The 25,114-nt window shown below is 58.3% G+C and carries 25 protein-coding genes; 8 read left to right on the forward strand and 17 right to left on the reverse strand.

Annotated features, from left to right (window positions below):
* Nucleotides 1–24 precede the first annotated feature (24 nt).
* The 4 genes from panB to pcnB all read right to left on the reverse strand — a co-directional run bounded on the left by panB (nucleotide 25) and on the right by pcnB (nucleotide 3,681).
* Nucleotides 25–840 (reverse strand): 3-methyl-2-oxobutanoate hydroxymethyltransferase, encoded by an 816-nt coding sequence (gene panB, locus AAFH99_RS06840; RefSeq protein WP_043317515.1) that lies wholly within the window; start codon nucleotides 838–840, stop codon nucleotides 25–27.
* A gap of 98 nt (nucleotides 841–938) precedes the next feature.
* Nucleotides 939–1,589: a deoxynucleoside kinase gene (locus AAFH99_RS06845; RefSeq protein ID WP_043318423.1), complete on the reverse strand. Its 651-nt coding sequence runs from the start codon at nucleotides 1,587–1,589 to the stop codon at nucleotides 939–941.
* 108 nt (nucleotides 1,590–1,697) lie between these two features.
* Complete coding sequence (folK, locus tag AAFH99_RS06850; RefSeq protein WP_231491733.1) at nucleotides 1,698–2,171, reverse strand: 2-amino-4-hydroxy-6-hydroxymethyldihydropteridine diphosphokinase; 474 nt, start codon at nucleotides 2,169–2,171, stop codon at nucleotides 1,698–1,700.
* A gap of 16 nt (nucleotides 2,172–2,187) precedes the next feature.
* Nucleotides 2,188–3,681, reverse strand: a complete 1,494-nt coding sequence (gene pcnB, locus AAFH99_RS06855; protein WP_043317511.1) for a polynucleotide adenylyltransferase PcnB — start codon at nucleotides 3,679–3,681, stop codon at nucleotides 2,188–2,190.
* 251 nt (nucleotides 3,682–3,932) lie between these two features.
* On the opposite strand from pcnB, the gene AAFH99_RS06860 reads away from it, so the two are divergent.
* Complete coding sequence (locus AAFH99_RS06860) at nucleotides 3,933–4,397, forward strand: hypothetical protein (RefSeq protein ID WP_156035167.1); 465 nt, start codon at nucleotides 3,933–3,935, stop codon at nucleotides 4,395–4,397.
* Between the two features lie 270 nt (nucleotides 4,398–4,667).
* Here AAFH99_RS06860 and AAFH99_RS06865 read toward each other — a convergent pair whose 3' ends face one another.
* The 5 genes from AAFH99_RS06865 to dksA form a co-directional block, all read right to left on the reverse strand.
* The gene (locus tag AAFH99_RS06865; RefSeq protein ID WP_043317509.1) at nucleotides 4,668–6,062 is read right to left on the reverse strand and encodes a sigma-54 dependent transcriptional regulator; all 1,395 of its coding nucleotides are present in this window, start codon (nucleotides 6,060–6,062) and stop codon (nucleotides 4,668–4,670) included.
* Between the two features lie 167 nt (nucleotides 6,063–6,229).
* Complete coding sequence (locus AAFH99_RS06870; RefSeq protein ID WP_406829028.1) at nucleotides 6,230–9,223, reverse strand: ATP-binding protein; 2,994 nt, start codon at nucleotides 9,221–9,223, stop codon at nucleotides 6,230–6,232.
* The gene (locus AAFH99_RS06875) at nucleotides 9,213–9,389 is read right to left on the reverse strand and encodes a hypothetical protein (RefSeq protein ID WP_197023780.1); all 177 of its coding nucleotides are present in this window, start codon (nucleotides 9,387–9,389) and stop codon (nucleotides 9,213–9,215) included. The genes AAFH99_RS06870 and AAFH99_RS06875 overlap by 11 nt, the downstream gene beginning before the upstream one ends.
* 264 nt (nucleotides 9,390–9,653) lie before the next feature.
* Nucleotides 9,654–10,526, reverse strand: a complete 873-nt coding sequence (gluQRS, locus tag AAFH99_RS06880; RefSeq protein ID WP_406829029.1) for a tRNA glutamyl-Q(34) synthetase GluQRS — start codon at nucleotides 10,524–10,526, stop codon at nucleotides 9,654–9,656.
* A 77-nt stretch (nucleotides 10,527–10,603) separates the two neighbouring features.
* A complete protein-coding gene (gene dksA / locus AAFH99_RS06885) occupies nucleotides 10,604–11,041 on the reverse strand; it encodes an RNA polymerase-binding protein DksA (protein ID WP_043317502.1) in 438 nt (145 codons plus the stop codon).
* Between the two features lie 296 nt (nucleotides 11,042–11,337).
* On the opposite strand from dksA, the gene sfsA reads away from it, so the two are divergent.
* Entirely contained in the window at nucleotides 11,338–12,045 is a 708-nt protein-coding gene (gene sfsA, locus AAFH99_RS06890; protein WP_043317500.1) for a DNA/RNA nuclease SfsA, read from the forward strand.
* Between the two features lie 13 nt (nucleotides 12,046–12,058).
* Here sfsA and AAFH99_RS06895 read toward each other — a convergent pair whose 3' ends face one another.
* The 4 genes from AAFH99_RS06895 to AAFH99_RS06910 all read right to left on the reverse strand — a co-directional run bounded on the left by AAFH99_RS06895 (nucleotide 12,059) and on the right by AAFH99_RS06910 (nucleotide 15,233).
* Nucleotides 12,059–12,403, reverse strand: coding sequence for a Rieske (2Fe-2S) protein (locus tag AAFH99_RS06895; RefSeq protein ID WP_043317498.1), 345 nt, complete (start codon nucleotides 12,401–12,403; stop codon nucleotides 12,059–12,061).
* Between the two features lie 292 nt (nucleotides 12,404–12,695).
* Nucleotides 12,696–13,757: a S1C family serine protease gene (locus AAFH99_RS06900; protein WP_043317496.1), complete on the reverse strand. Its 1,062-nt coding sequence runs from the start codon at nucleotides 13,755–13,757 to the stop codon at nucleotides 12,696–12,698.
* 108 nt (nucleotides 13,758–13,865) lie between these two features.
* On the reverse strand, nucleotides 13,866–14,753 hold the full coding sequence (gene htpX, locus AAFH99_RS06905) for a protease HtpX (protein WP_043317494.1): 888 nt from the start codon (nucleotides 14,751–14,753) through the stop codon (nucleotides 13,866–13,868).
* 195 nt (nucleotides 14,754–14,948) lie between these two features.
* Complete coding sequence (locus AAFH99_RS06910) at nucleotides 14,949–15,233, reverse strand: TfoX/Sxy family protein (RefSeq protein WP_043317492.1); 285 nt, start codon at nucleotides 15,231–15,233, stop codon at nucleotides 14,949–14,951.
* 411 nt (nucleotides 15,234–15,644) lie between these two features.
* On the opposite strand from AAFH99_RS06910, the gene AAFH99_RS06915 reads away from it, so the two are divergent.
* The 3 genes from AAFH99_RS06915 (at nucleotide 15,645) to AAFH99_RS06925 (ending at nucleotide 17,856) form a co-directional block, all read left to right on the forward strand.
* A complete protein-coding gene (locus tag AAFH99_RS06915; protein WP_406829030.1) occupies nucleotides 15,645–16,373 on the forward strand; it encodes a M15 family metallopeptidase in 729 nt (242 codons plus the stop codon).
* 84 nt (nucleotides 16,374–16,457) lie between these two features.
* The gene (gene cysE, locus AAFH99_RS06920; RefSeq protein WP_051687088.1) at nucleotides 16,458–17,216 is read left to right on the forward strand and encodes a serine O-acetyltransferase; all 759 of its coding nucleotides are present in this window, start codon (nucleotides 16,458–16,460) and stop codon (nucleotides 17,214–17,216) included.
* 100 nt (nucleotides 17,217–17,316) lie between these two features.
* Entirely contained in the window at nucleotides 17,317–17,856 is a 540-nt protein-coding gene (locus AAFH99_RS06925; protein WP_043317486.1) for a hypothetical protein, read from the forward strand.
* Here the strand turns inward: AAFH99_RS06925 and AAFH99_RS06930 are convergent.
* Both AAFH99_RS06930 and ppa read right to left on the reverse strand, forming a co-directional pair.
* Nucleotides 17,845–18,459 carry a DNA-3-methyladenine glycosylase I gene (locus tag AAFH99_RS06930; RefSeq protein WP_406829031.1) on the reverse strand — a complete coding sequence of 205 codons (615 nt, stop codon included), beginning with the start codon at nucleotides 18,457–18,459 and terminating at the stop codon, nucleotides 17,845–17,847. The two genes, AAFH99_RS06925 and AAFH99_RS06930, sit on opposite strands and share 12 nt — an antisense overlap.
* 224 nt (nucleotides 18,460–18,683) lie before the next feature.
* Nucleotides 18,684–19,220 carry an inorganic diphosphatase gene (ppa, locus tag AAFH99_RS06935; protein WP_043317483.1) on the reverse strand — a complete coding sequence of 179 codons (537 nt, stop codon included), beginning with the start codon at nucleotides 19,218–19,220 and terminating at the stop codon, nucleotides 18,684–18,686.
* Between the two features lie 304 nt (nucleotides 19,221–19,524).
* Here ppa and AAFH99_RS06940 point away from each other — a divergent pair, with 304 nt between their 5' ends.
* The 3 genes from AAFH99_RS06940 to AAFH99_RS06950 are packed head-to-tail and all read left to right on the forward strand — an operon-like array spanning nucleotide 19,525 to nucleotide 23,601.
* Nucleotides 19,525–20,991 carry a glutamine synthetase family protein gene (locus AAFH99_RS06940; RefSeq protein WP_406829032.1) on the forward strand — a complete coding sequence of 489 codons (1,467 nt, stop codon included), beginning with the start codon at nucleotides 19,525–19,527 and terminating at the stop codon, nucleotides 20,989–20,991.
* 34 nt (nucleotides 20,992–21,025) lie between these two features.
* Nucleotides 21,026–22,423, forward strand: a complete 1,398-nt coding sequence (locus AAFH99_RS06945; protein WP_406829033.1) for an aldehyde dehydrogenase family protein — start codon at nucleotides 21,026–21,028, stop codon at nucleotides 22,421–22,423.
* 8 nt (nucleotides 22,424–22,431) lie between these two features.
* Nucleotides 22,432–23,601, forward strand: a complete 1,170-nt coding sequence (locus AAFH99_RS06950) for an iron-containing alcohol dehydrogenase (RefSeq protein ID WP_043317479.1) — start codon at nucleotides 22,432–22,434, stop codon at nucleotides 23,599–23,601.
* A gap of 13 nt (nucleotides 23,602–23,614) precedes the next feature.
* On the opposite strand, the gene AAFH99_RS06955 is transcribed toward AAFH99_RS06950, so the two are convergent.
* Both AAFH99_RS06955 and pnuC read right to left on the reverse strand, forming a co-directional pair.
* Nucleotides 23,615–24,478 carry a phosphotransferase gene (locus AAFH99_RS06955; protein WP_406829034.1) on the reverse strand — a complete coding sequence of 288 codons (864 nt, stop codon included), beginning with the start codon at nucleotides 24,476–24,478 and terminating at the stop codon, nucleotides 23,615–23,617.
* The gene (gene pnuC, locus AAFH99_RS06960; protein WP_406829035.1) at nucleotides 24,475–25,113 is read right to left on the reverse strand and encodes a nicotinamide riboside transporter PnuC; all 639 of its coding nucleotides are present in this window, start codon (nucleotides 25,111–25,113) and stop codon (nucleotides 24,475–24,477) included. The genes AAFH99_RS06955 and pnuC overlap by 4 nt, the downstream gene beginning before the upstream one ends.
* Nucleotide 25,114 lies beyond the last annotated feature (1 nt).

The raw sequence follows: 25,114 nt of genomic DNA on the forward strand, positions 1-25,114 counted from the left end.
TACCTGTTATCGGGAATCTTGTTGTTAGCTGAAGCTGTGGTCTGTGTCTGGGAAAACACCGTTTTTCACGTCTTCGGCATATTTGCGCAGCGCGCCGGGAATATCACCGGCCTCCACCAGGAAATTTTTGGAAAATTTTGGCGGCTTTTCGGTAAGTCCCAGAATGTCGTTGATTACCAGGACCTGGGCATCGGTGTGTGGGCCCGCACCAATACCGATGGTGGGCATGGTGACGGTTTCGGTGATCCGTTTGCCGAGGTCTGAGGGCACACACTCCAGTACCAGCAGGTCCGCCCCGGCTTCATCCAGCTGCACCGCATCATCGAGAATCTCGCCAGCGCGTTCGTCGTCCCGTCCTTGCACGCGGAAGCCTCCCAGCTTGTGAACAGACTGCGGTGTGAGCCCCAGGTGTGCACACACGGGAATTCCGCGTTCGGTCAGCATTTTTACTGTGGGCGCCAGCCAGGCGCCGCCTTCGATTTTCACCATGTGCGCGCCCGCCTGCATGATCCGGGTGGCGTTGGTGAGTGCCTGCTCCGGGGTGGCGTAAGTCATAAAGGGCAGATCGCCCATAATCAGCGACTTTTTATTGCCTCGCGCCACCGCTTCCACGTGGTAGATCATCTGCTCCATGGTGACAGGTATGGTGCTGTCGTAACCGAGCACTGTCATACCGAGAGAGTCGCCAATGAGTAAGGTTTCCACGCCGGTTTTCTGGGCCATTGCCGCCATGGGCGCGTCATACAGGGCGACGCAGATAAATTTCTCGCCGTCTGCTTTCATCTTTCGCAGAGTCTGTACCGTAACGGGTTTACTCAGCTCGCTGGATCCATAGGGCATGGTGTTTTCTCGCGTTGCGGGCATTCGGCCCTGACTTTGTAGGTTAACGGCTGCAACGCCTTGTGGGCGTCGCGCTTCGAGCGCGCCGGGTCAGAGGTTTATTTCCCGGGATTGTAGTAGTGACGGCCGCTTTTTACGTTCAACAGGTATTCCACCAGCTGCAAGTAGTCACTTTGCTGATCGACGATATCGATTTCCGCACAGTTGACGATCAACAATGGGGCCTGATCGTAGTAGTGGAAAAAATTGGTATAGGCCTCGTTTAGTGTGGCCAGGTAATCGTTGCTGATGCTGCGCTCGGCTGCGATACCGCGCTTGTGAATACGTTCCTGTAGTACGTTTAACGGTGCCTGCAGGTAGATCACCAGGTCTGGCTTCGGAGCCTCCAGGGTGAGGTGCTGATACACCTGGCGGTAGAGCAGTAATTCGTCGCTGTCGAGGGTGACCTCGGCAAACAGGTGATCTTTTTCAATCAAAAAGTCCGCTACCCGCACCGGTTTGAACATATCGTCCTGGCGCAGAGCCTGAATCTGTTGCGAGCGCTGCAGCAGGAAGTGAAGCTGAGTGGGAAGGGCGGTGCTTTTCGGGTCGCGGTAAAAGCGCTCCAGGAAGGGGTTGTCTTCCGGGAGCTCGAGCAGCGTATCGTAATTGAAGGTGGCAGCGAGCTTTTTGGCCAGCGTGGTTTTACCTACGCCGATGTTGCCTTCCACGGCAATAAAGCGCGGCAGTTCGCGGCCATTGAGTTCCAGTTCGTGTGAAAGGTTTTCTGCTCGGTAGTCTTCGCCTGCAGGGGCGTCTGGGGCGGAAATCGGGGGCACCGAGATTACTCCTTATTGTTCCCTGGTTACAAGTAAGCGTTACAGTCGGTGTAACCTGTTCTCTGGGCACTGCTGCAGCAGTGATTGCAATGGTGTGCCATCGGGCATGACCAGGTCCGGGGCCAGGTCGGCCAGCGGAACCAGTACAAAATTGCGTTCCGGAATACGCGGGTGCGGCACAGTCAGTCGCTTTGTGGATAGTTTTTCGCTGCCAAACAGCAGTATATCCAGGTCCAGCGTGCGTGCTCCCCAGCGCACGGTGCGTTCGCGGCCGTGATCGTTCTCGATGGCCTGAAGCGCATCCAGCAGTGATTCTGCGGGCAGCTCCGTGTCGAGCGCAGCCACGGCATTGACGTAATCCGGCTGTTCGCCGGGGCCGACCGGCGCACTGCTGTAGAACGGTGAGCTGGCTACCACACGGGTCACTGGAATCCGGTCAATAGACTCCAGTGCGCTGTGCAACTGCGCGAGCGGGTTGGCCAGGTTGCTGCCGAGGCCAATATAACAGCGAATCACTTGGGAATTCCGCTCAATCTGCCGGGCGTTCCGTGCCGCTGCCAGGGCGCTTACTGCGATTTCGGTTGCGTCCGCCACGACTGCGGCGCCCGCGGTTTTTATTTCCACGGGGACCGTTGCGGGGTACCTCGCGCACCATCAGCTGGCGCTGTTCCTCATCAGCCTGCTGGAAATCTGTCCACCACTGGCCGAGGCCCGCGGGAATTTCGCCGCTGTCTTCCCGTAACAGCAGGAAATCGTAAGCGGCGCGGAAACGCGGCATTTCCATCAGGCGGAAGGCGCGCTCGCCACCGCGGCGGGGCAGGCGCGACTGCATGTCCCAGATCTCCCGCATGGGCATGGAGAAGCGCTTGGGGATGGCTGTGTGCGCCAACTGCGCACTGGTAATTTTCTGTGCGGATTGCGCCAGCGCCGGTACCGGCGGAATCCCTTTACTTTCCAGAAACTGCTGCTCGCTGTTGACCGCGGGCCATAAAAGCGCCGCATACAGGAATGCAGGCGTAACACGCTGATCCGAGCGGATGCGGGTGTCGGTATTGCGCAACGCCTGGCGGGTGAGGGCCAGGGCCTCCGGATGCTCCAGCATGCGCGCGTTGTCGGGGAACAGGTGGGGCCACAGCTCGTATTCACGCAGAAGCTCGAAGGTGCGCTCACCGTGACCGCTCATCAACAGCTTCAATACCTCATCGAACAGGCGTGCAGGGGCGATGTTGCGCAGCAGTGGTGCCAGCTCTCGCAATGGGGCCGCAGTGTTGGGTTCGATGTCGAAATCCAGTTTGGCCGCAAAGCGTACCGCACGGAGCATGCGCACTGGGTCTTCTTTGTAGCGGGTTTCGGGATCGCCGATCATACGGATCAGGCGTTGTTCGATATCCTGGATACCCCCGGTGTAATCGTGAATCTCGAAACCGTTGGTGGTGTAGTAAAGGGCGTTGACGGTGAAGTCCCTGCGCACAGCATCACTTTCCAGATCACCGTAGACATTGTCCCGCAGCAGCATGCCGTGCTCTGACTGTTGCGCTTCGTGCGCTTCGCCATCGCTGTGGTGGCCGCGGAAGGTCGTGACCTCGATAACCTCGCGGCCGATGCGAGCGTGCAGGATCCGGAAGCGGCGGCCGACAATACGCGCCCCGCGAAACAGTTGCTTGGCCTGTTCCGGTGTGGCATCTGTGGCTACGTCAAAATCTTTCGGGTGACCGCCCAACAGCAGATCGCGCACACCGCCGCCAACGATATAGGCCTCGAAACCCGCTTCCTGTAACCGCTTCATTACGGTCAATGCGGCGCGACTGACATCCCGGCGCGACAGGCAGTGGTCGCTGCGGGAAACCACGGTGCGGGAATGGCTGGAAGAATTTGCGGGCTTGCCGCTGGAGCGCGGGGGGCGGGATGAGGAAGTAGGGGGCTGACCGGAACCGGATTGGCCTGAGTCCCCATGGGCTTCGCCTTCGGCGGCTTTGGATTTGTTGTGCCAGCGCTTGATGCTGCTGATCAGGGTATTGAGCATACGTCTATCTGTGTTGTCCGCGCCCTCTGCATGGGGCCGCTGTATCTATATCGGTGTACCTTCTCTCAGCATCCCGCTCGGTGAGCGCGTAGCGTCGGGTGCGTATTGGTCAAAGATACCTGATTGGGAACCGGTGTGCTCCGCAGGCTGGTTATCGGGAACCGGGCGACGGATGCGGTATGAGGGCGGATTCTAACACATGCAGCACAATGCACAGCTGCCGGACCCACTCCTGTGGGGACCAGCATCCAATGTGCATCGATGAAAAGAAGAAAAGAAGGGAATTATTCTTATTCGGTATGAAGGCAGCGGCTTCCTTGCGCTATCAATTTGCTTCTCAGCAAACCCTCTCCCAGGCACAATCAGTCAGTTTGTCACGTGCTTGTCGTTATTTTTGTTGTCTTCTACAAATTATTGTTTTTGTTATTTCTCTTTATTCTTATTGTTTATTTTTATTATTAGCTTTTGTTCGCTACCCGAAGGTAACCTTTCTTAGTTTATTTTTATTGTTGTCCTGGGCCTTATTATTGTTATTGGCCCTGTTTTGCTCCGGAATCGATCACTTTGGCTTTTATTATCGATCTGCCCGTTATTATTTTTATTGTGTGGCGCCCGCTTATTGTCAGTTGTTATTAGGGCTTAAACAGTCATTTATTTTTATTCTTGGCTGTTCTTGTTGTTTGACCTATACAAAGCAGATAGCGTGCCAACTTTAAAAAACCCTTTAAAATCAATTGCTTAACTTTTTGGGGAACTTTTATCTGGCGCCGGAACACAGTATTCCGTTACACATGGTGCGGTAGTTGTTACTTGTTCGCGGCGGGGGGTAACACTTTCAGTTGTTACCAATTTTTTCTTGGGCGACTGTCTTGTCACAGCTTCCGGAGCGGCTTATGGTTTCGCTAACTTATTGAAAATCATGAGTTTTTTGGGCACAAAAAAGCCCGGGAGTTTCCTGCCGGGCTTTCTGCGTGCAGCGGTGTATCTCAGGCTTCTGCCAGTCGCTTGGCCTTTTTGCGGGGTATTCCCAACTTCTGGCGGCGCTCCCACAGGCACTTGCGGCTGACCCCCAGCTTTTTGGCCAGTTCTGTCTCACTCATGGTTTCCTGGTGCTCGAGAACGAAACGGGCAAAGTAGTCTTCAAGAGAGAGGTCTTCACGCGGGTCCTCCCGCAGGCTGTTGCGCGGGCGCCGCTCTGGGTCTGCTTCATCAATGGGCACCAGGTCCAGGTCGATATCCAGTGTGCGGTGGTCGATCTCGGTGGTGTCGTCGGTGAGGATCACTGCCCGCTGAATCGCGTTCTCCAGTTCCCGCACGTTACCGGGCCAGGTGTAAGTCGTTACCGCCTGTATCGCTTCCGGTGACAGTTTCAGGGTGGCGCGACTGACCTTGGCGCAGAACTTCTCCAGCAGCTTTTCCGCGATCGTCAGAACATCTTTACCGCGTTCGCGCAGCGGGGGCAGAGTCATCTGTACCACATTGATGCGGTAGTAAAGGTCCTCCCGGAACTTGTGCTCCGCTGCCAGCTGGCGCAGGTTGCGGTGAGTGGCCGCCACCAGGCGTACGTTCACTTTGCGCGATTCGATGGCGCCGATGGGGCGAACCTCGCCTTCCTGCAGTACTCGCAGCAGGCGGGCCTGGGCTTCCAGGGGAAGCTCGCCGATTTCATCCAGGAACAGGGTGCCTCCATCGGCAGCGGCAATCAGCCCCTCGCGGGCAGTCTGTGCACCGGTAAAGGCCCCCTTCTCGTGACCGAACAACTCGGCTTCGATCAGGGTTTCCGGGATGGCGGCACAGTTTACCGAGATCAGTGGTTTGCCATTGCGTTTACTCTCTTCGTGGATCGCGCGCGCCACCAGTTCTTTACCGGTGCCGGTTTCGCCATGCACCAGTACGGTGGCATCGGTAGGCGCCACTTTGTGAATACGTGCATAGAGCTCGCGCATCACCGGGCTGTCGCCGATCATGCCGGAGATTGCACGGCCCTCGGCCTTGCTGTCTGCGGCAGCGGCACCGGCGGCACGATTCTGCTCAGCCTTGCCGATGACCCGGCGCACGGTGGCGAGCATCTCATCGTGATCAAAGGGTTTGGCGATATAGTCGGCAGCACCCATACGCATGGAGTCCACCGCCGAGCGAAGGCTCGCATAGCTGGTCATGATCAACACCGGTACATCGCCGGCGAGTTTGAGCAGGTCGGTACCGGGGGCGCCGGGCAGGCGCAGATCTGAAATGATCAGGTCCATATCCGCGAGGCGGTATTTTGTGGTGGCCTCGCGGACCGAGCCAGCTTCACTGATCTTGTAGCGGTGCCGCTCCAGCAGTTTGCGCAGGGCAGTGCGGATAATGGCTTCATCTTCTACGATCAGAATGTGGCTCATGTGTTACGCCTGGTTACAAAGTGTGCAGGGGGAGCTAAGTTTTACCTTTTGGGCGTTTCGATGCAACCCAGAGTCGCTTGCATGGTCAAAAAATATCCAAAAATTGATGTCTATTGGTAACCATTTGGTCATTGTTGTGCCTTCCATTGGGCCCTGTGACTCACTGTTCACCCCTGTGCCAGGGGTATTTGCACGATAAAGCGCGCGCCTCGCCCTGTCTCGATGTGGGCGGGGCTTACCAGCTCCAGTTGTCCGCCGTGCTCTTCCACAATGCTGTATACCATGGCGAGGCCAAGGCCTGTGCCTTCTCCCGGTTCTTTGGTGGTAAAGAAGGGCTCGAGAATGCGCTCTCGGTGCGCGGGCGAGATGCCGGGGCCATTGTCGGTGACGGCGATACAGGCGAGGCCCGCACGGGTGTAGCCGTCTACTTCAATGTGTCCCCCGTCCGGACTGGCGTCGCGGGCGTTACTCAGCAGGTTGATAAAAACCTGGATCAGACGCTGATTATCCCCCAGGCCAATCAAACCCTCGGGGACCTGGTTGGCGAAGGTGACCTCGGTCTTATCTCGCTGCAGGGAAAGTAGTTGCACCGCCTCTTCCACGCATGCGCGCATATCCACCGGTGCCTTCTCGGTGTCCTGGTTACCGCTGTGAGAGAAGCTCACCAGCGAATGCACAATGCGGCTGATGCGCTGTGTCTGGCTCAGGATCTGATCTGCGGTTTCCAGTACCTCCGGATTGTCGGAGTCGAACTGGAGGTTCTGCGCCAGGCAGGCGATCCCGGTAACCGGGTTGCCGACTTCGTGGGCGACGCCTGCGGCGAGGCGGCCGACCGATGCCAGTCGCTCGCTGTGCATCAACTCTTGTTCCAGCAGCTGGGTTTCAGTGATGTCTTCCACCAGTAGCATCTGTCCATCGCCGCGGTTGTCCCTGTTGCGGCTTTCTTTATTGCGGCCGGCATTGTCGCGTCCGTACTTCCCAACGCGCTGCTTGAGTCGCGTCTTGTGCAGGTTCAGCCAGTGGCTGGCACCGTCAATATCCACCTGTTGTTTGAATTGGCTGCCTTCTTCTGAGCGGGCGAACTCGGTCAGCAGGTCACGCCAGGGCGCCGGAAGATACTCGGGCTTGGAGCCGATAACTTCGCTGGCGGCGATACCGGTGAGATCGGCCATGGCGTAATTCCACAGCAGTATTTCCCCATCGCGGCCGAGCGAGCAGGCCGCCATGGGCAGTTCTTCCAGCATCTGTCGGTGATACAGGCGCAGGTTGTTCAGCTCCGCCGCGAGGCCGGTTAACTGGTTTTTATACCGGCTGAGGCGGGTTTCGATCAGGTTGATGTCCTTATTGGCGGGCTGATCGCCGGTCACAAACGGCAGGTGGCGGTCCAGAATCTGGCCGGCGAGTACTCGTCCAAGTAATCCGGAGAGGTTGGCTTCGAGACGGTCGCGCAACTGGCGCAGGGCATAGGGACGCCGCTCCTCTTCGGTCAGATTTAACTGGCGCAGGGCGCGCCCGACTTCCTGGCTGGCGGTGGCCGCACCGAGGCTTTCCGACAGGCGCAGGCGGAATTCAGCCGCGGTCTGTACGTCCAGTTCCAGGCGCAGGGCCTGGCTGATGGAGTCGTCGCTGCACAGGTCGGCAGCGTAGCGCTCCAGGCTGGAGGTGCGGGTGAAAATCGACAGGCAGACAAACAGCAGAATGTTCGCGGACAGGGACAGGGTGGTGATCTGAGGCCAGATCTCCATACCCAGCGGAACCCGATAGCTGCCGATGGCGATCCCGCTGTTTCCGACTATGGCGGGGAACAGCAGCCCCGCTGCCCAGATCAGCATGCCGGCCAGCAGGCCGCCGATAAACCCCCGCCGATTGCCCTGGGGCCAGTGGATCACTGCGAAAATGCCCGGCAGAAATTGGAGCGAGGCGATAAACGCGATAATTGCAAGATCGGACAGGGACAGGCGATTGTTCAATAGCAGGTAAAAAGCGAAGCCGGCCAGGAACAGCGCGGCCACCAGGGCCCGGCGCAGCCACAGCAGCTGACGGTACATGTTGTCGTCCGACTGCCAGCGGGTGCCGGGCAGCAGCCAGTGGTTCATCACCATGGTGGCCAGCGCCAGGGTAATCATGATTAATGCACCCGTGGCTGCGGACAGACCGCCGACAAACGCGAGAATGGTCAGCGTCGCAGAGCCGCTGGCGCGAGGCACTGCCAGTGTGAAGTACTGCACCGGCTCTGTCACATCCAGCGCGAAGCCTGCCCACATGATCGGGAAAATCGGCAGTGCCATCAGCAGCATAAACAGGGGGAAGCCCCAGCTGGCCGTGCGCAACCCCTGCGTGGCGGGGCGCTCGGCAATACTCAGGTAAAAAATGTGCGGCATGGCGACGGCGGTCGCGATAAACACCAGCAGCAGGGTGTGTGAAGACCCTTGTTTGATGGGGGAATACAGCAATTGCTGCATATCGCTATTGTCTGCCAGCCAGTTGTCCAGCCCGCCAAGTCCGCCAAAGACGCCGTATACGGCGTAGAGACCTACCGCGAGCAGGGCCACCAGTTTGACGACAGATTCCAGCGCCATGGCACTGGCGAGGCCGGCCCGCCGTTTGCGCGAGGCGCCGTAAGTACTGGTAAACACCGCTAGCAGAACACAGTAGAAGAAGGCAATGAGGTCTTTACTGGTGACTCCGGTATCGGGCAGAGCCATGGCGGCGACGTTGTCGCGGGAGAGCAGTGCGAGGGTTTCGGCGACGGCCTGAATCTGCAGGGCGATCAGCGGTAATAGCCCGAGCAACATAAACAGGGTTGCGAGCGTTCCGGCCTCGCGGCTGTGGTAGCGGAATACCAGCAGGTCGGCGGGGGAGGTGAGCTGATAGCGCTGTGCGAGCCGCGCGAGGGGCTCCATGGCGACGGGGGCAAACAGGAACATGGCGCCGGTGCCGAGGTAGTACGCGAGTACGCCATATCCGTGTTGCCAGGCGAGGTCGATGATGCCGTAGTAGGTCCAGGCGCTGAGAGAGACGCCGAGGGACAGTACATAGAAAAACGGGTGGCGTACCCAGTTGGTCGGCAGCCAGCCTTTGGAGGTGGCGAAGGCGACGAAGAAGAGGGCGAATATGTAGGCGACACCGATCAGCGCGATATTGACGATCTCAAAGGTCATCGGGTTTGCGCCTCCGCTGTATAAATATGGCCAGCAGGATCAGGACGAACCAGAGGATAAAAGGGCGATACCAGGCGCCGGTGGGGTTGATCATCCAGGTGAATACGGTGGGGCTGAATACGTAGCCCACCAGTACCAGCAGGATTAACAGGGTGCGGTTGCTCATTGATGGCCTGTTGGGGGGTGTCCTGCGGTGAGGCAGATCGATCTCGGGAAAACTGGCGCAAAATGTTAATGCGCGGTTGGGGTGGAGTTCAACTTTTGTGAATCTTTTGGGTGTAGTGGCGGCGCCGCTACCGGGTATGTCTTTGCAAGACACGCCGTGAACCCGTCCCTGGGGGCTCTGCACCGCCATCCATGGCGGTGAAGGGCTTGCAAAGACATACCCGGTATCGCCACCTTATCCCTGACCACGTTGAGCCATTGATTGCTAGTTGAGCAATCGGTTGCGAATATCAACGGCTTTTCTATGCCAGTGCGCACTGGCCCACGAAAGCACACGCGCCGGCGTTTCGGATTCGAGTCCCGGTGGCGGGTGAAACCCGAGAAAACCCAGCGCCAGAACAAGGTTTTCCGATGCCCTGTCGTCATCCAGCGGTGCGGCGTGGTTCTGTTTGCTGAGCTTCTGACCGCCCTCGTTCATCACCAGCGGCAGGTGGCCGAACTCGGGTGGCTCGGCGCCGAGGGCGCGGAAGAGTTGGCGTTGCACTCCGGAGCAATCCAGCAGGTCGGCGCCGCGCACCACGCAGTTCACACCCTGTGCGATATCGTCGACGACAACTGCGAGCTGATAGGCGTAGAGGCCGTCTTTGCGTTTGAGGATGGGGTCCTCGGTAACCGTCTGGATCTGCTCGCCCTGCCAGATATCGTGAAACTTTTCGGTAGCGCCGGCGCAGTGAAAGCGTAGGGCGTATGGGCCCTGCTCACCGATGCAGTTGGCGCGGCGGTGGCCGCCGGCCTTGCGTACCTGTTCCCGAGTGCAGGAGCAGGGGTACACAAGATCCTGTGCGCGCAGCCCGTCGAGCGCCTGTTGATACAGGGCGTGGCGTCGGCTTTGCCAGACAATGGGGCTGTGGCTGTGCAGGCCGTGGGCGTGCAGGGATTTGAGGATGCGCTCGGCGGCGCCGGGCATTTCACGGGGTGGGTCAAGGTCTTCCATGCGTACCAGCCAGTGTCCGCCGTGGGCAATAGCATCGAGGTAGCTGCCGAGGGCGCAAACCAGCGAGCCGAAATGCAGAGGGCCGGTGGGGGAGGGCGCGAAGCGTCCGGTGTAGTGTGCTGGCTGTGAAGCGGGTACAGACACGGGAAAGGTTGGAGTGTGTTTGATGCAGGAAGGGGGAGCCGGGCAGCGCCGTTGGACGCTACCCGAAGAGTGTTCGATCAGCCCGAGATCTGCTTCTCTTTGATTTCCGCCAGGGTTTTGCAGTCCACACACAGGGTTGCGGTGGGACGGGCTTCCAGGCGGCGGATGCCGATTTCGACGCCGCAGGCTTCACAGAAGCCGTAGTCGTCCTGATCGATCAGCTCGATGGTGGAATCGATTTTTTTGATCAGCTTGCGCTCGCGGTCGCGGGTGCGCAGTTCCAGGCTGAATTCTTCCTCCTGGCTGGCGCGATCCGCTGGGTCCGGAAAGTTCGCAGCTTCATCTTTCATATGAGTTACGGTGCGATCCACCTCTGCCATCAATTCGGCCTTCCAGGCCAGAAGCAGCTTGCGGAAATGCTCCTGCTGCTTCTCATTCATGTACTCCTCGCCCTTCTGTTCCTGATAGGGCTCAAAGCCGTGCAGAGAATCGGATTTCGCAGCAGTATTGGGCATAGTCATTGCCTCTCTCGTAAATCGGGCCCTACTTAATAGGGGCACTACAACCAAATTCAAGCCTAGCAGGCGAAAGCCTGGACCTCAGGCTGTATTAAAGCCGCTATCGCGACCAAGCCGTGGAAACTATCAAATCTCTCCCGACAGCGCCACAAAATGTTGCCGTACCCGCGTGCCGGCGACGATCCTCCCACAACGGATGACCCGATTGGTGTATTCTGGCGGCCAAAATTTCCCCAACTTGTCGTCCACATCTACAAGTGATGACTTTTTGAGCAAAAAAGCGAGAAGTCCCCGTGAAACTCAGCCCGCCACTGGCCCAGGGCAAACTCCTGCGCCGCTACAAGCGTTTTTTGGCCGATATTGAATTACCGAATGGTGAAATTATAACCATCCACTGTCCCAATACCGGCTCGATGAAAAATTGTTGGGAAGAAAACACCCCCTGTTGGTACTCCGACTCCGGCAACCCCAAACGCAAGTACCGCCATACCCTCGAGATCAGTACCACTTCTGAAGGCGCTCTCGCCGGCGTCAACACCGGCCGTGCCAACCACCTGGTGGAAGAAGCCATCAACAATGGTGCAGTGGAAGAATTACAGGGGTACAACAGTCTGCGCCGGGAAGTGAAATACGGAGAGGAAAACAGCCGCATCGACTTCCTGCTCAGCGGCGAGCAGGGCGACTGCTATGTGGAAGTGAAAAATGTCACTCTCGCGGAAGGTAACCGGGGACTCTTTCCCGATGCCGTCAGTGCACGGGGCAGCAAACACCTGCGCGAGTTGCAGAAACTCGCCCAGAGCGGTACCCGCGCGGTACTGTTTTATTGCGTCCAGCACAGCGCCATCGAAACCGTAGAAGCTGCCGCCGAAATTGACCCGGCTTACGCCACCGCTTTGAAAGAAGCCGTCGCCGCGGGCGTAGAAGTCATTGCCTACCGGGCCAAGCTCGACGCAGAAGAAATCTGCCTCACCGAGCCGGTACCCTATCGGCCCGTCGAATAATCGAGCGGATTAATCAGTCCGCCAGCAACACATAGAGCCCGTCCTGCGCGTACTCCACCGGCACTGGAGTCAGCGCATCCCCTGCACAGGGACCGGCAATGCATTCCCCGGTGCTGATCTCAAACAAGGCACCGTGGGAAGCACACTGAATCAACGCCTTCTCCGAATCCAGAAACTGATCCGGCTGCCACTCAAGATTGATCCCACGGTGCGGACACACGTTCTTGTAGGCGTAGACCTCGCCATCTTTCTTTACCGCAAAAACATTGTCCATCCCCGCGCTTTTCTCACCCAGAGAAAAGCCTTTGGAATCGCCTTCGTTTAGGTCTTCGTAGCCGCAGAGGAAATGTTTTTGCATGGGGATAACTAACGCTTAATAAGTGATAACTGAGCACGCAGTGTAGCGAAAAGGTGGCAGGGAAAACTACCTGGAGAGTCGGGGCGAAGGTCTCGATGCCGGGGATGGCTTTGCGAGACGTTGATTCGGGCAGTTCCTGCCCTCACCCTGCGGGCGCCTTTGGCGTCCAAAACGGATTACCGTTTTGTCAAAAACAGGGTGTTTTGCAGAGCCCCCAGGGATGGGTGCACGGCGTGTCTCACAAGGCCTTACCCGGTAGCGGCGCCGCCACCGGAGATTGAATCGAAGCTGATTAGGGAGCCGCTAGAATCAGAGAAGTCTGATAAGCTTCCCCATCCCGCAAATAATCCACCCGCACCCGATCCCCAGGCTGCCGGTTTTCCAGCAAATTCATCAGATCGTCGTAATTATTCACCGGCTGACCATCGATCCCCACAATCACATCTCCCAATTGCCAGCCACCACGACTACCGCGATAAACCCCACGCAGCCCAGCCTTCTCCGCCGGCAACCCAGGCGCCGTGCGCAACACCGCCACACCCTCAAAATCGTAGCGACTCGCCCATTGGTCCGGCGCCGACTCAATCCCCAGAATCGGCCGCACCAAACGACCGTGGGCAATCAACTCCGGCACGATTTTCTTCACCGTATCCACCGGAATCGCAAAGCCAATACCAACACTCGCACCACTCGGGCTGTAAATCGCCGTATTCACTCCAATCAGCCGCCCACTGCTATCCAGCAGCGGGCCACCGGAATTGCCTGGATTGATCGCCGCATCCGTCTGGATCACATTGCGAATGGTCCGGTTTCCCGCGGCCTCAATTTCCCGCCCCAGCGCGCTCACCACTCCCGTGGTCAGAGTGGTATCCAGCCCGAATGGATTGCCAATCGCCAGCACCTTACGGCCAACGGAAAGGCCCGCAGATTCACCCGCCACCAGCGGCTTCAGCAGTTCCCGAGGGGCATTGATCTTCAGCACCGCCAGATCTTTCTCCGGCGCCGAACCCACCAACTGCGCGGGCCACTCACTGCGATCCTGCAGGGTAATGGTGATCTTGCGCGCCTTCTCGATCACGTGGAAGTTGGTCACCACATGGCCCTGGTCATCCCAGATAAACCCACTGCCGGAACCCTTGGGTACCGAGTGCAGGCGCAGGGTCCAGCGGTCCCGCACCAGGGTCTCATTGGTAACAAAGACCACCGACGGACTGGCGAAGTTGAACACCTGCATGGTGTTGGTTTCATCGTCGGTAGCGAACTGGGGAACGCGGGAATCGGCAGTCGCGCCGATGGCGAGGCAGGTAAGAACAGTGGCGAAAACGAAACGCGATAAGAGTCTGGTCAGGTACATGGTGTGGGCGGTTTCCTGCGTGGGCTATTTATACGACCGCAGATTACGTGGCCACAGGGCCGGAGCAAACAGAGCGCCCACACCAGGGACGCTCTGCAAAAGATACGGTCAGCGAGCAGAATTTTGCAGCGCCAGGATACGATCCTCAAGCGGCGGGTGGCTGGCCAGGAGGGCGGCCATACTGTTGCCGTAAATACCGAACGCCTTCATGTTGGCCGGCAGCGGCTCCTCGCGGCCCGCTTCCGATTCGGCCTTGATGCGCGCCAGTGCCGCAATCATCGCATCCGGGCTCGCCAGGTGTGCACCGGCGGCATCCGCGCGGTATTCGCGGCGACGGCTGAACCAGGCGACCACCATCATGGCGAAGAATCCGAAAACAATGTCCATCACGATGGAAGTGATGTAGTAGCCAATACCCAGGCCCTGTTCGTTGCGCAGCAGCACACGGTCGACAAAAAAGCCTACCAGGCGCGCGAAGAACATGACAAAGGTGTTCACTACCCCCTGAATCAGGGCCAGCGTGATCATATCTCCGTTGGCCACGTGGCCGATTTCGTGACCAATCACCGCGCGGGCCTCATCCCGATTGAAGCGTTGCAGAAGGCCTGCGCTTACTGCCACCAAGGCGTTGTTGCGGTTCCAGCCTGTGGCAAACGCATTGGCCTGTGGCATGGGAAAAATACCCACGTCTGGCATGCCGATGCCCGCTTTCTGTGACAATTCGCGTACGGTTTCCACCAGCCAGCGCTCGTCTGCAGTTTGCGGCTGGTCGATGATCTGAGTGCGGGTGGACATGCGCGCGAGGGTTTTCGACAGCAGCAGGGAAATCAGAGAGCCGCCGATGCCGAAAATGGCGCACATCAGCAGTAGTCCGGGCAGGTTCAGGTTGACGCCGTTGGCATCGAGAATTCCCTGGATGCCCAGCAGGTTAAAGATGATGCCAACCAGCACCATCACCGCCAGGTTGGTTAGCAGGAAAAGCCCTATTCGCAGCATGTGCATTCTCCGAAGGGTAAGCAGAAACCGAATAATAATAAGGTGAAACCACCGGCCCCACCGGGCGCATAAGACCTCAGTGTGGGGAAAGTGGTTCCGAAATGACCCCGCGATAGGATCTCGCACTAGATAGGGTCGGGTCGGATCATTTACAAGTGGAAAGGGCGCAAAATTGACCGGAGGGCGCGCAGGAGGTCAGGCGCTGTCTTTGCGTGCCAGCAGCTGCTCAGCTTCACTGACCAGATTGGCTTTCAGGTCTGGGTCGAGATCGTTCCAGTGTATGTCGAGTATCGCCCCTTGCAGCGCGTATAGTAGAACCCGCGAGGCATTGATACCCCGGCGGCGAATGCTGGCAAAGGCTTCGGCTGGGCCGACGCGATGCAAATCATCCAGAGTGCGGATGCCGATAGAATGCAGGATGTTTACGGAGGCAAGTCCCAGGTTTTTCAGTTTCAACAACTCTGACTGACTTGGGTGCATAAAATTCTTCCCTGAACTTTTTGACAGTACGACAACCGCGATTCCTTTTGCGCCTGCCTGAGTGAACCCGGAGAACCTTGGATACGAGTGTTCCTACCAGCTCAACTGTAACGGGCGTTCAACATAGCACAAAAAAATAAAAGGCCAAACCGCCACAGGTTGTGGATGCATTGTCCTGCTTCCGGCTATCGGGCGTGGCCCTGAGCGGTGCCTGACGAACGTTATCAATTACAGTACAGTGACGATACCTCGACATTGGTCGAAACCATTGTTGAGTAAAATTGTGCTATTTAGTCAGGCCTGTTGAAAAAGCCTAGTCTGCATTTTGGTTTTTTGCAGGGCACCCGTTTCGGATTGGAGCCGTCAGTTAGGTGAGGCTCCGGGTTCTGGAGTCTGGAGATTGGGAATTCGATGCACCGATTAATTCGTGACATGTTGTTCGGACTCACGGATGCGCATGTCATCCTGGAACCCGAATCCGGGCAGCTGATGCACCCGGAAGCGCTCAGCGCATTTGACCAGCTGCGACGCGACGCGCGCAATGCGGGCTTCGAGCCCAGAGTGGTTTCCGGGTTTCGTGGATTTGAGCGTCAGAGAATGATCTGGAATGCCAAGGCGTGCGGGCAACGGCCGCTACTCGACAGTTCAGGAAAGCCTCTGGATGTGGCGCAGATGTCGCCGGACGACATTCTCTTCGCTATATTGCGCTGGTCCGCGCTACCGGGCGCGTCGCGTCACCACTGGGGGACCGATTTCGACGTGATCGACGCCGCCGCGGTGGAGGAAGGTTACCGGGTTCAGCTAACCCCCGAGGAGGTTGCAGACGACGGCGTTTTTGGTCCTTTCCACCGCTGGCTGGACGAAAGAATTGCCGCCGGTGAAAGTCGCGGGCTGTTTCGCCCCTATGCCGTAGACCGCGGTGGAGTGGCGCCAGAGCGCTGGCACTTGAGTTACGCCCCGCGCGCGCGGGAATTCCAGGATCTGCTGACCGAGCAGGCTCTGGTAGAAATGATTCTCAGTTGTGAATCCGACCAGGGGCTGTCGCTGTCGGAGTCCATCTGCGAGCGGATGCCGGAAATCTATCCGCGGTTTATCGCCATCCCCGACTCTGCTTATCCCACAAATATCACCCGGCTGTGACATAGAGTGTGTAAAGGAGTGAATACCATTTCTCTTAACGACGTGAATAGCAGCGCGCTAAAAGGGCGTGATATCTGGACCGCAATGCGAGCGGAAGCGGCAGCGGCCGCTTCTGGGGAACCGGTGCTGGCCAGCTATTTCCATAATACGGTGCTGCGTCACAACAGTATCGATCGAGCTCTGGCCTACCAGTTGGCGTCGGTCCTGGATCACGCAGCACTGACCGCCACCGCACTGCAGGAAGTGATCGCCGCAGCGCTTGCGGATGACCCCACTATTTCTCAGTGCATGCAGGCGGATATCTGCGCCTGGTTCGACCGCGACCCCGCGTGCGATCAGTACCTGATGCCGTTTCTGTATTTCAAGGGGTTTCACGCCCTGCAGTCTCACCGTATTGCGCACTGGTTGTGGAAAAAAGGGCGCCATACCCTGGCGCTGTATTTTCAGAGTCAGGTGTCGGAGCAGTTTGCTGTGGATATCCACCCGGCGGCGCGGTTTGGTTGCGGCATCATGATTGATCACGCCACGGGCTTTGTCGTGGGGGAAACCTGCGTGGTAGAGGATGATGTATCCATTCTGCACTCGGTGACCCTGGGTGGCACCGGCAGCGGCGGCGGGGATCGCCACCCGAAAATTGGCCGTGGCGTGATGATCGGTGCTGGCGCCAAGGTACTGGGGCCCGTGCAGATCGGTGAAGGCGTAAAGATCGCCGCGGGCAGCCTGGTGTTGCGAGACGTGCCGGCCCATTCCACCGTCGCCGGTGTGCCGGCGCGAGTAGTGGGAGGCAAGTGTGAAGGCGCTCCGGCTTACACCATGGATCAGACACTGGATTCTGACAATTAAATTGGTTTGAATAGTTGTTGCTCGCGCCAGCGACGCCAGCACAATAAGCAGGCCCCACTACGAGCGGCATCACTATCGAGATTACCAGTGAGGTAAGGCAATGACCGAATCAACGTACAGTGTGATTTTCCGCGGCGACCTGGAGCCGGGGTACACGGTGGCGGACGTGAAAGCCAACTTCGCACGCCTGTTCAAGGCCGGCCCGGACACCGTGGAAAAACTGTTCAGCGGTCGTCCGCTCGCCATCAAGAAAGGGCTGAGCCAGGCGCAGGCCGAGCAGCTGCAGGCCACCCTGTCCCGTCATGGCGCGCTGTCTTCCCTCAAACCGGAAGGTGAGCCGCAGCAAGCTGCCCCGGCGCCCAGCCCCGCACCGCAGCTCCAGCCGCCAGCAGCCGAGAAGGTGGATTCCGAAACCGGTCTCTCTCTGGCCCCGATGGAGGGGTATCTGCTCAAGGACCACGAGCGCGCCAAGGTGGATCCGGTTCAGGTGCCGGTGAGCCACCTGAGCCTGAAGCCCGCCGGTGGAAATCTGGTTGAGGCCAGTGAGCAGCAGGCGCCCCCACCTGTACAGGTGCAGGTGCCCAACTGGCAGCTGGGTAGCCATATCACTGGCAAGGCGTCGTTCAAGCTACCGGACTGAAGGCCGTTTAAAGCGTTTTCTCGCCTTGTCGACCGCGCTGCGGGTCACGCAACCTTCCACATGGTCGTTGATCAGTCCCATTGCCTGCATAAAAGCGTAAACGGTGGTGGGGCCGACGAACTTCCAGCCGCGTTTTTTCAGGTCTTTGGAAATGGCCTTGGAGACATCGGAAGTGGAAACACTTTGCGGCACGGTAGTTTCCGACTCCTCTGGCTCAAAGCGCCAGAAATAGGCCGCCAGTGACCCTTCCTCTTTCACCATTTCCCGGGCGCGCTGGGCGTTATTGATGACCGCCTCTATTTTCCCCCGGTGTCTCACTATCCCCGCATCCAGTAGCAGTCGTTCCACGTCCCTCTCGGAAAACCTTGCCACCTTGTTGAAGTCGAACTGCTTGAACGCTTTGCGAAAATTTTCCCGCTTGGCGAGGATGGTTCGCCAGCTCAGCCCCGATTGAAACCCTTCCAGGCAGATCTTCTCGAACAGGCGCTGGTCGTCGTCCACCGGGAAACCCCATTCATTGTCGTGGTATGGGAAGAAGTCGTCGGTGGCGGCGCACCAGCCGCAACGGGGCTTGCCGTCGGGACCATTGATGGTGGTTGGCATGAAAGCTGCTCCGAATAAATAGACCCGGCTATTTAACGGGCACAAAAAAGCCGGCGCAAGGCCGGCTTCTTGTAATCGAGGAGATTACCCAACCGGTAAACGGTGCGGGTAACAGCCGCTCGACAGCCATCCATGGCGAGACTCAAGAGTGTTCGATCTGGCCCCGGCCCCGCCATCCTTGGCGGGTCGCTAAACCGCTTGCAAAGCGATGCTTTGCAAGCGGTTTAGCCCTCTTCTTTCAGGTAGCGCTCACGGGAAGCCATGACTTCCTTGCGCGCTGCTTCCGCGTCGGCCCAGCCGTCTACTTTTACCCACTTGCCCGCTTCCAGGGCTTTGTAGTTTTCGAAGTAGTGCTCGATCTGCTTGATCAGCAGCTCCGGCAGGTCGCCGATTTCGTTAACGTGGTCGTACAGCTTGGTCAGCTTGGTGTGCGGTACCGCCAGCAGTTTGGCGTCTACACCGGATTCGTCGGTCATGTTCAGCACGCCGATCACGCGGGAGCGGATGACGGAGCCAACCATTACCGGGTAAGGGGCTACAACCAGCACGTCCAGGGGGTCGCCGTCTTCGGACAGGGTCTGGGGCACGTAGCCATAGTTGGCCGGGTAGAACATGGGGGTAGCTACGAAACGGTCTACGAATACCGCGTCTGCGTCCTTGTCGACTTCGTATTTGATCGGATCGTGGTTGGCCGGGATCTCGATGATTACGTTGATATCGTTGGGCAGGTCTTTGCCTGGAGAAACCTTGTCGAAGCTCATTGCTGGTCCTGACTAATGTGTGATCGGAAAATTTGGAGGCCGGATTATATACCCTGAGCGGTCGCTAACATAGTCACTACTATTAGATCCTGTGGCGCCTCCGCTCCCGGGTACAACCTTGCGAGACACGCCGTAGACCCGTCCATGGGGGCTCTGCACCGCCATCCATGGCGGTGAAGGTCTCGCAAGGTTGTACCCGGGATCGGCGGCTTCGCACGGTAGATCGCTGCGTTGACTATGCTTGAGGGCAAGAATCCACCTGCCTTGATCGCATGACGCGGTGGTCACAATAACGGAGCTTCTCATGGACGAGTCCACCGAACTGCCGCCATCCTCGCCGGCATCTGTCACCACCCCTGTATCTTCCCCGTCCCCCGCGGCCAATGGCACTCCCCGGGCGCTGAATCCCCGTGAGGTGCGCACGGTGGCCGACGCCCGGCGAATCGTGGAGGCGCGCAACCTGACCCATGTGAAGGTGGGCCTGTTCGATAACGACGGGGTGATGCGCGGCAAGTATATGAGCCGGGAGAAGTTCTTCTCCGCTCTCGACAAGGGCTTTGCTTTCTGTGATGTGGTGCTGGGCTGGGATATCCAGGACCAGTTGTACGACAACGCCCGCTATACCGGTTGGCATACCGGCTACCCGGATGCGCCGGTGCGGATTCTGCCCCATACCTGCCGTGAATTGCCGTTTGAAGACGGTATGTTGCTGTTTCTCGCGGAATTTGAGGGGGCGGCGGAGGCGGTGTGTCCGCGGGCTCTGTTGCGCAGGGTTATCGAGCGCTGCGAGAAGGCGGGGTTTGTGCCGTTTGCGGCGCTGGAATACGAGTTTTTCCTGTTTGATGAGACGCCGGATTCTGCCCGCGCCAAGGGATATCGGGATCTGAAGCCGTTTACACCTGGCTGGTTCGGCTATTCCATGATTCGCAATTCGGTGCACGCGGACCTGTACCACGAGATTCTGGCGTTTGCCGAGCAGATGGATTTTCCCATCGAGGGGCTGCACACAGAAACCGGTCCCGGGGTGCTGGAGGCGGCGATCACGGTGGATCACGCGGAGGCGGCCGGTGACAAGGCGGCGCTGTTCAAAACCTTTATCAAGGTGCTGGCGCAACGGCGCGGTTTGATGGCGACGTTTATGGCCAAGTGGTCCAATGATTATCCCGGCCAGAGCGGCCATATTCACGTCTCTCTGCGCAATAAAAAAGACAACGCCTCAGCGTTTTATGCCGAAGGCGAGCTCTACTCCATGAGCGATATCCAGCGGCACTTTCTCGCCGGTCAGCAGCGATTGATGCCGGAATTGTTGTGTATGGTCGCGCCCACCATCAACAGTTACCGGCGCATGATCCCGGGCTTCTGGGCGCCTACCGACGCCACCTGGGGTGTGGAAAATCGCACCGCCGCGCTGCGGGTAATTCCGGGTAGCGACAAGTCTCAGCGTCAGGAGTACCGGCTCGGCGCCGCCGACGCCAATCCCTATCTTGCCCTGGCCGTCGCGCTGGGCTCCGGTCTTTACGGCATCGAGCAGGGTTGGGAACCGGGCGAAGCCGTGGAGGGAAATGCCTACGAGGCGGAGCACCCCGGGGAGCTGGCGTTGCCGCGCACGCTCTGGGATGCGGCGCAAAGACTAAAGCAATCCAAGGCGGCGCGAGATCTGTTTGGCGATGCGTTTGTAGAACACTTTGCCGCGAGTCGCGAGTGGGAAGAGCGGGAATACCGCAAGCATATCGGTGACTGGGAACTGCAGCGTTACTTCGAGATTATTTAATTCGTTCGATTGAGGCAGGAAGCCAGGCAAACACATGCAAAAACTCCAATGTATTTCCCCCATCGACAACAGCGTCTATGTCGAGCGCCCACTGGCAACAGAATACGAAATCCAGAATGCGCTGAGCAACGCGCACGGCGCCCAGCCCAGCTGGAAGCAGGTGCCGGTTGCTGAGCGCGCGGCACTGGTACGGGCAGCGGTAAAAATACTGCAGCAGAAAAAAGCACAATTGGCCGAAGAAATTTGCTGGCAGATGGGGCGGCCGATTCAATACGCCGGTGGTGAAATCGACGGCCTGGCCGAGCGCGCGCTGATGATGGCAGATCTGGCCGAAACAAAAGGCGGGCCACTGGCCGATATACAGTTACCAGAGAAACCGGGTTTTACCCGCTTTATTCGCCGGGAGCCACTGGGCACCAGCTTTGTGATCGCTCCCTGGAATTACCCCTATCTCACCGCCGTCAATGCCGTAGTGCCGGCAATACTGGCCGGCAACAGCGTGATACTCAAACACTCCGCGCAAACACCGCTTTGTGCGGAGCGCCTGGTGGAAGCCTTCATTGAGGCGGGATTGCCGCACGGTGTCTTCGAGTTCCTGCATCTGGATCACCGGGATGCCGAGCAGATTATTATCAACGGCGGCGTTCAGCATGTGGCCTTTACCGGGTCCGTCGCCGGTGGGGCTGCGGTGGAAAGTGCGGCAGCCGGACGTTTTCTCTCTGTTGGTCTGGAGCTTGGCGGAAAAGATCCGGCCTACGTGCGCGCGGATGCGGACCTCGAATATGCGGTAGCCTCGGTTGTGGACGGGGCCTTTTTCAACTCGGGTCAGTCCTGCTGTGGCATCGAGCGGGCTTACGTGCACGAGTCACTTTTTGACGATTTTGTGCGGCGTGCGACGGCGCTGATTCGCGAATATCGCCTGGGCCGCCCGGATGAGCAGTCTACAACACTGGGTCCGCTGGTACGCGCCAGTGCGGCGGACTTCGTGCGCGACCAGATTGATGAGGCCGTGGAACAGGGCGCACAGGCGCATATTGATGGCGGAGATTTTGAACTGGACCAGCGCGGCAGTGCCTATATGGCTCCGCAGCTGTTTACCAACGTCAATCACAATATGCGGGTGATGAGTGAGGAATCTTTTGGCCCGGTGTTGGGAGTGATGCCGGTGGCGGGTGATGCCGACGCACTGTCGCTGATGAATGACAGCGAATACGGCCTCACCGCCGCCATCTATTCCGCAGATCCAGAGGCCACACTGGCACTGGGAGATAAGCTGCAGACCGGCACGGTATTCCTGAACCGCTGCGACTATCTCGACCCGGCACTGGCCTGGACCGGGGTCAAAAATTCCGGCCGCGGCTGCACCCTATCCGGTGTCGGCTTCGAACATCTCACCCGCCCGAAATCTTTCCACTTCAAACTAGAGCCCTGAGTCAGACCATGTCCGACAATCATTTTTTTACCAACTGGAATTACCCGACCGCCATGCGTGTCGGCCCCGGGCGGGTTGGCGAACTGCCGCAACTTTGCCGGGAAATGGGCATGGCGACCCCCATGCTGGTCACCGACCCGGGCCTTGCAGCGCTGCCAATGATTCAAAGTCTTGTGGAAAACTGCCTGGTGGCAGGTGTGCCGCTTACGGTATTCAGTGAGATCAAAGGCAATCCCACCGGCAAAAATGTGAGCGACGGTGTTGCGGTGTTCAAGGCCCACGGTTGCGACGGTGTGATTGCCTTTGGTGGTGGCTCTGCACTGGATGCGGGAAAAGCGATTGCGCTGATGGTGGGGCAGACTCATCCCATCTGGGAATTCGAGGATGTGGGGGATAACTATCTCAAGGTAAATACTCGCGGCATGGTGCCGGTAATTGCGGTACCCACCACCGCAGGAACCGGTTCAGAAGTGGGGCGCTCGTCGGTAATTACCGACGAGGAAGCCAAGCTTAAAAAAATTATTTTCCACCCGCGTATGCTGCCGGAAATCGTTGTCCTCGATCCCGAACTTACATTGGGACTGCCAGCGCCGATTACCGCCGCGACCGGAATGGACGCACTTTCCCATAATCTGGAAGCCTTCTGTGCGAGCAATTTTCACCCCATGGCGGAAGGGATCGCTCTGGAGGCCATGCGCCTGATCAATGTGTATCTGCCGCGCGCGGTGGCCGATGGCAATGATCTGGAAGCACGCATGCAGATGCTGGTGGCGTCCAGTATGGGCGCTACCGCTTTCCAGCGTGGTCTGGGTGCCATGCACGCGCTGGCCCATCCGCTCGGAGCGCTCTATGACAAACACCACGGTCTGTTGAACGCGATTCTGATGCCCTATGTGCTGACTGCCAACCGGGTGGCCATCGAGGAGCCCATGAGCCGATTGTCCCGCTATCTGGCGCTGCCAGGTGCGGGTTTTGCGGGGGTGCTGGACTGGGTATTGTTTTTGCGGCGGGACTTCGGCATCCCGAATACCCTGGTGGAAATCGGTATTGGTGAGGAAGACGCGGATCGGATCGCAAATATGGCTGCGGTGGATCCTTCGGCACCGGGGAATCCGCTGCCACTGTCTGTGGACGACTACCGGGGCGTTTTTCTCGATGCCTGCCGTGGGAATCTTTAACGGGTCGAGGGCATCAAGCCAGTTCCGCCAAAAGGGCATTAATTTCAGACTTGAGCGCTGCCCGTGACATTGGCGGCGTTTCTTTATTGTGAATCTGAATTGTGTACCAGAGTATCGCCAGATAGCGGTAAACCTGCTGCCACCGCTTGAGCTTTTCCAGATCCCCGTCCGTGACCGGGCGTTGTAAATACCCCTCGAGCAGCGCCTGCTGCTGATCATTCTCCATTTCAAACCCGAGAGTTACCGTGGCCAGATCGAAATAGGGGTGGCCGCAGGCCGCGTATTCCCAGTCGATTGCGCGCAGCCCCGCAAATTCACCCACGAGCAGGTTCGCGGGCAGCAGGTCGTTGTGGCACAGGCAGTAATTGTTCGTGATCTGGCTGCATTCTATTAGCCGCGGCCGGAGTTTTTCCCGCAGTAATTTCAGCGACGGGGACAGAGGATCATTTATGTTGATTGACTGCCAGTAGGTTGCGTCTTTGTCGGCGTAGTCGAGGTGTTTTGAGATTGGCGGGAGCTGATGTATTCGTCGCAGCATCCGCGACAGTTCAGCGATCGCGTCCGGCGCGGTCAACTCCAGTGGCCCGCCGTCAATGTAGTGTGTGACCAGGTAACGGTGGGTGGGGTCGACGTACACCAGCGGGGTACTCAGGCCCGCGGCACTGGCGAGTGTCAGGGCTTCCGCTTCTGTGGCTCGGTTCAGGTCCAGCGCACCGGAATTCTTCGCATTGATGCGCAGTACCAGTCTGTCGTTGCCGGCCTGAACAAGAAAGCTTTGGTTGGTCAGCCCGCCGCCGAGCGGGCGAATAATCTCCGGTTGCTGGTCGCTCCAGTGTCGCCATTCATCAGCGAGCAGTTTGTCGACCTGTGCATTCATACCGCGACCGGTTGCTCCGGCTCGGATTGTTGCTGGCGATACAGCGCATACCACTGGAAGAAGCCAATGATCACAAGTACGACATACAGTAGGAACAGCAGGGCTGTGAGATACATGCCGCGGTCGATATACAGATAAATGGCTGCGCCATCAATCACGATCCAGTAAAGCCAGTTCTCCAGTACCTTGCGGGTGACCATATAGGTGGTTACCACCGCGCCCCAGGTGGTGAAGGAATCCAGGTAGGGCAGGGCGGCGCTGGTGTAGTTATCCAGCACATAGCCAAATATCAGGGTGAGCACGCCAACGCCTGCGAATGCGTAAAGGTGCATGGCTGCAGACCAGCGGTGAATATGCAGCTTTTCACCTTCTCTATTGCGATGCCGCCACTGCCACCAGCCGTACACTGCGATCACCAGATAGAAAATCTGCAGCGCCGATTCCATCAACAGGCTGACATCCCAGAACAGGAACAGATAGATGGCGGTGCTGGCAAAGGCGGCGTACCAGCATAGGATATTTTCCCGCATGGCGAGCAGCAGATAGGTCAGTGCCAGCACTACCGCCGCCACTTCCCACAGGGTCATGGCGGCGTAGGCGGAGGCGATGGCTTCGCGGATTTCCGGGGAGAACATG

This window comes from Microbulbifer sp. ARAS458-1 (assembly GCF_045348205.1).
In the GTDB taxonomy this organism is placed as follows: domain Bacteria; phylum Pseudomonadota; class Gammaproteobacteria; order Pseudomonadales; family Cellvibrionaceae; genus Microbulbifer.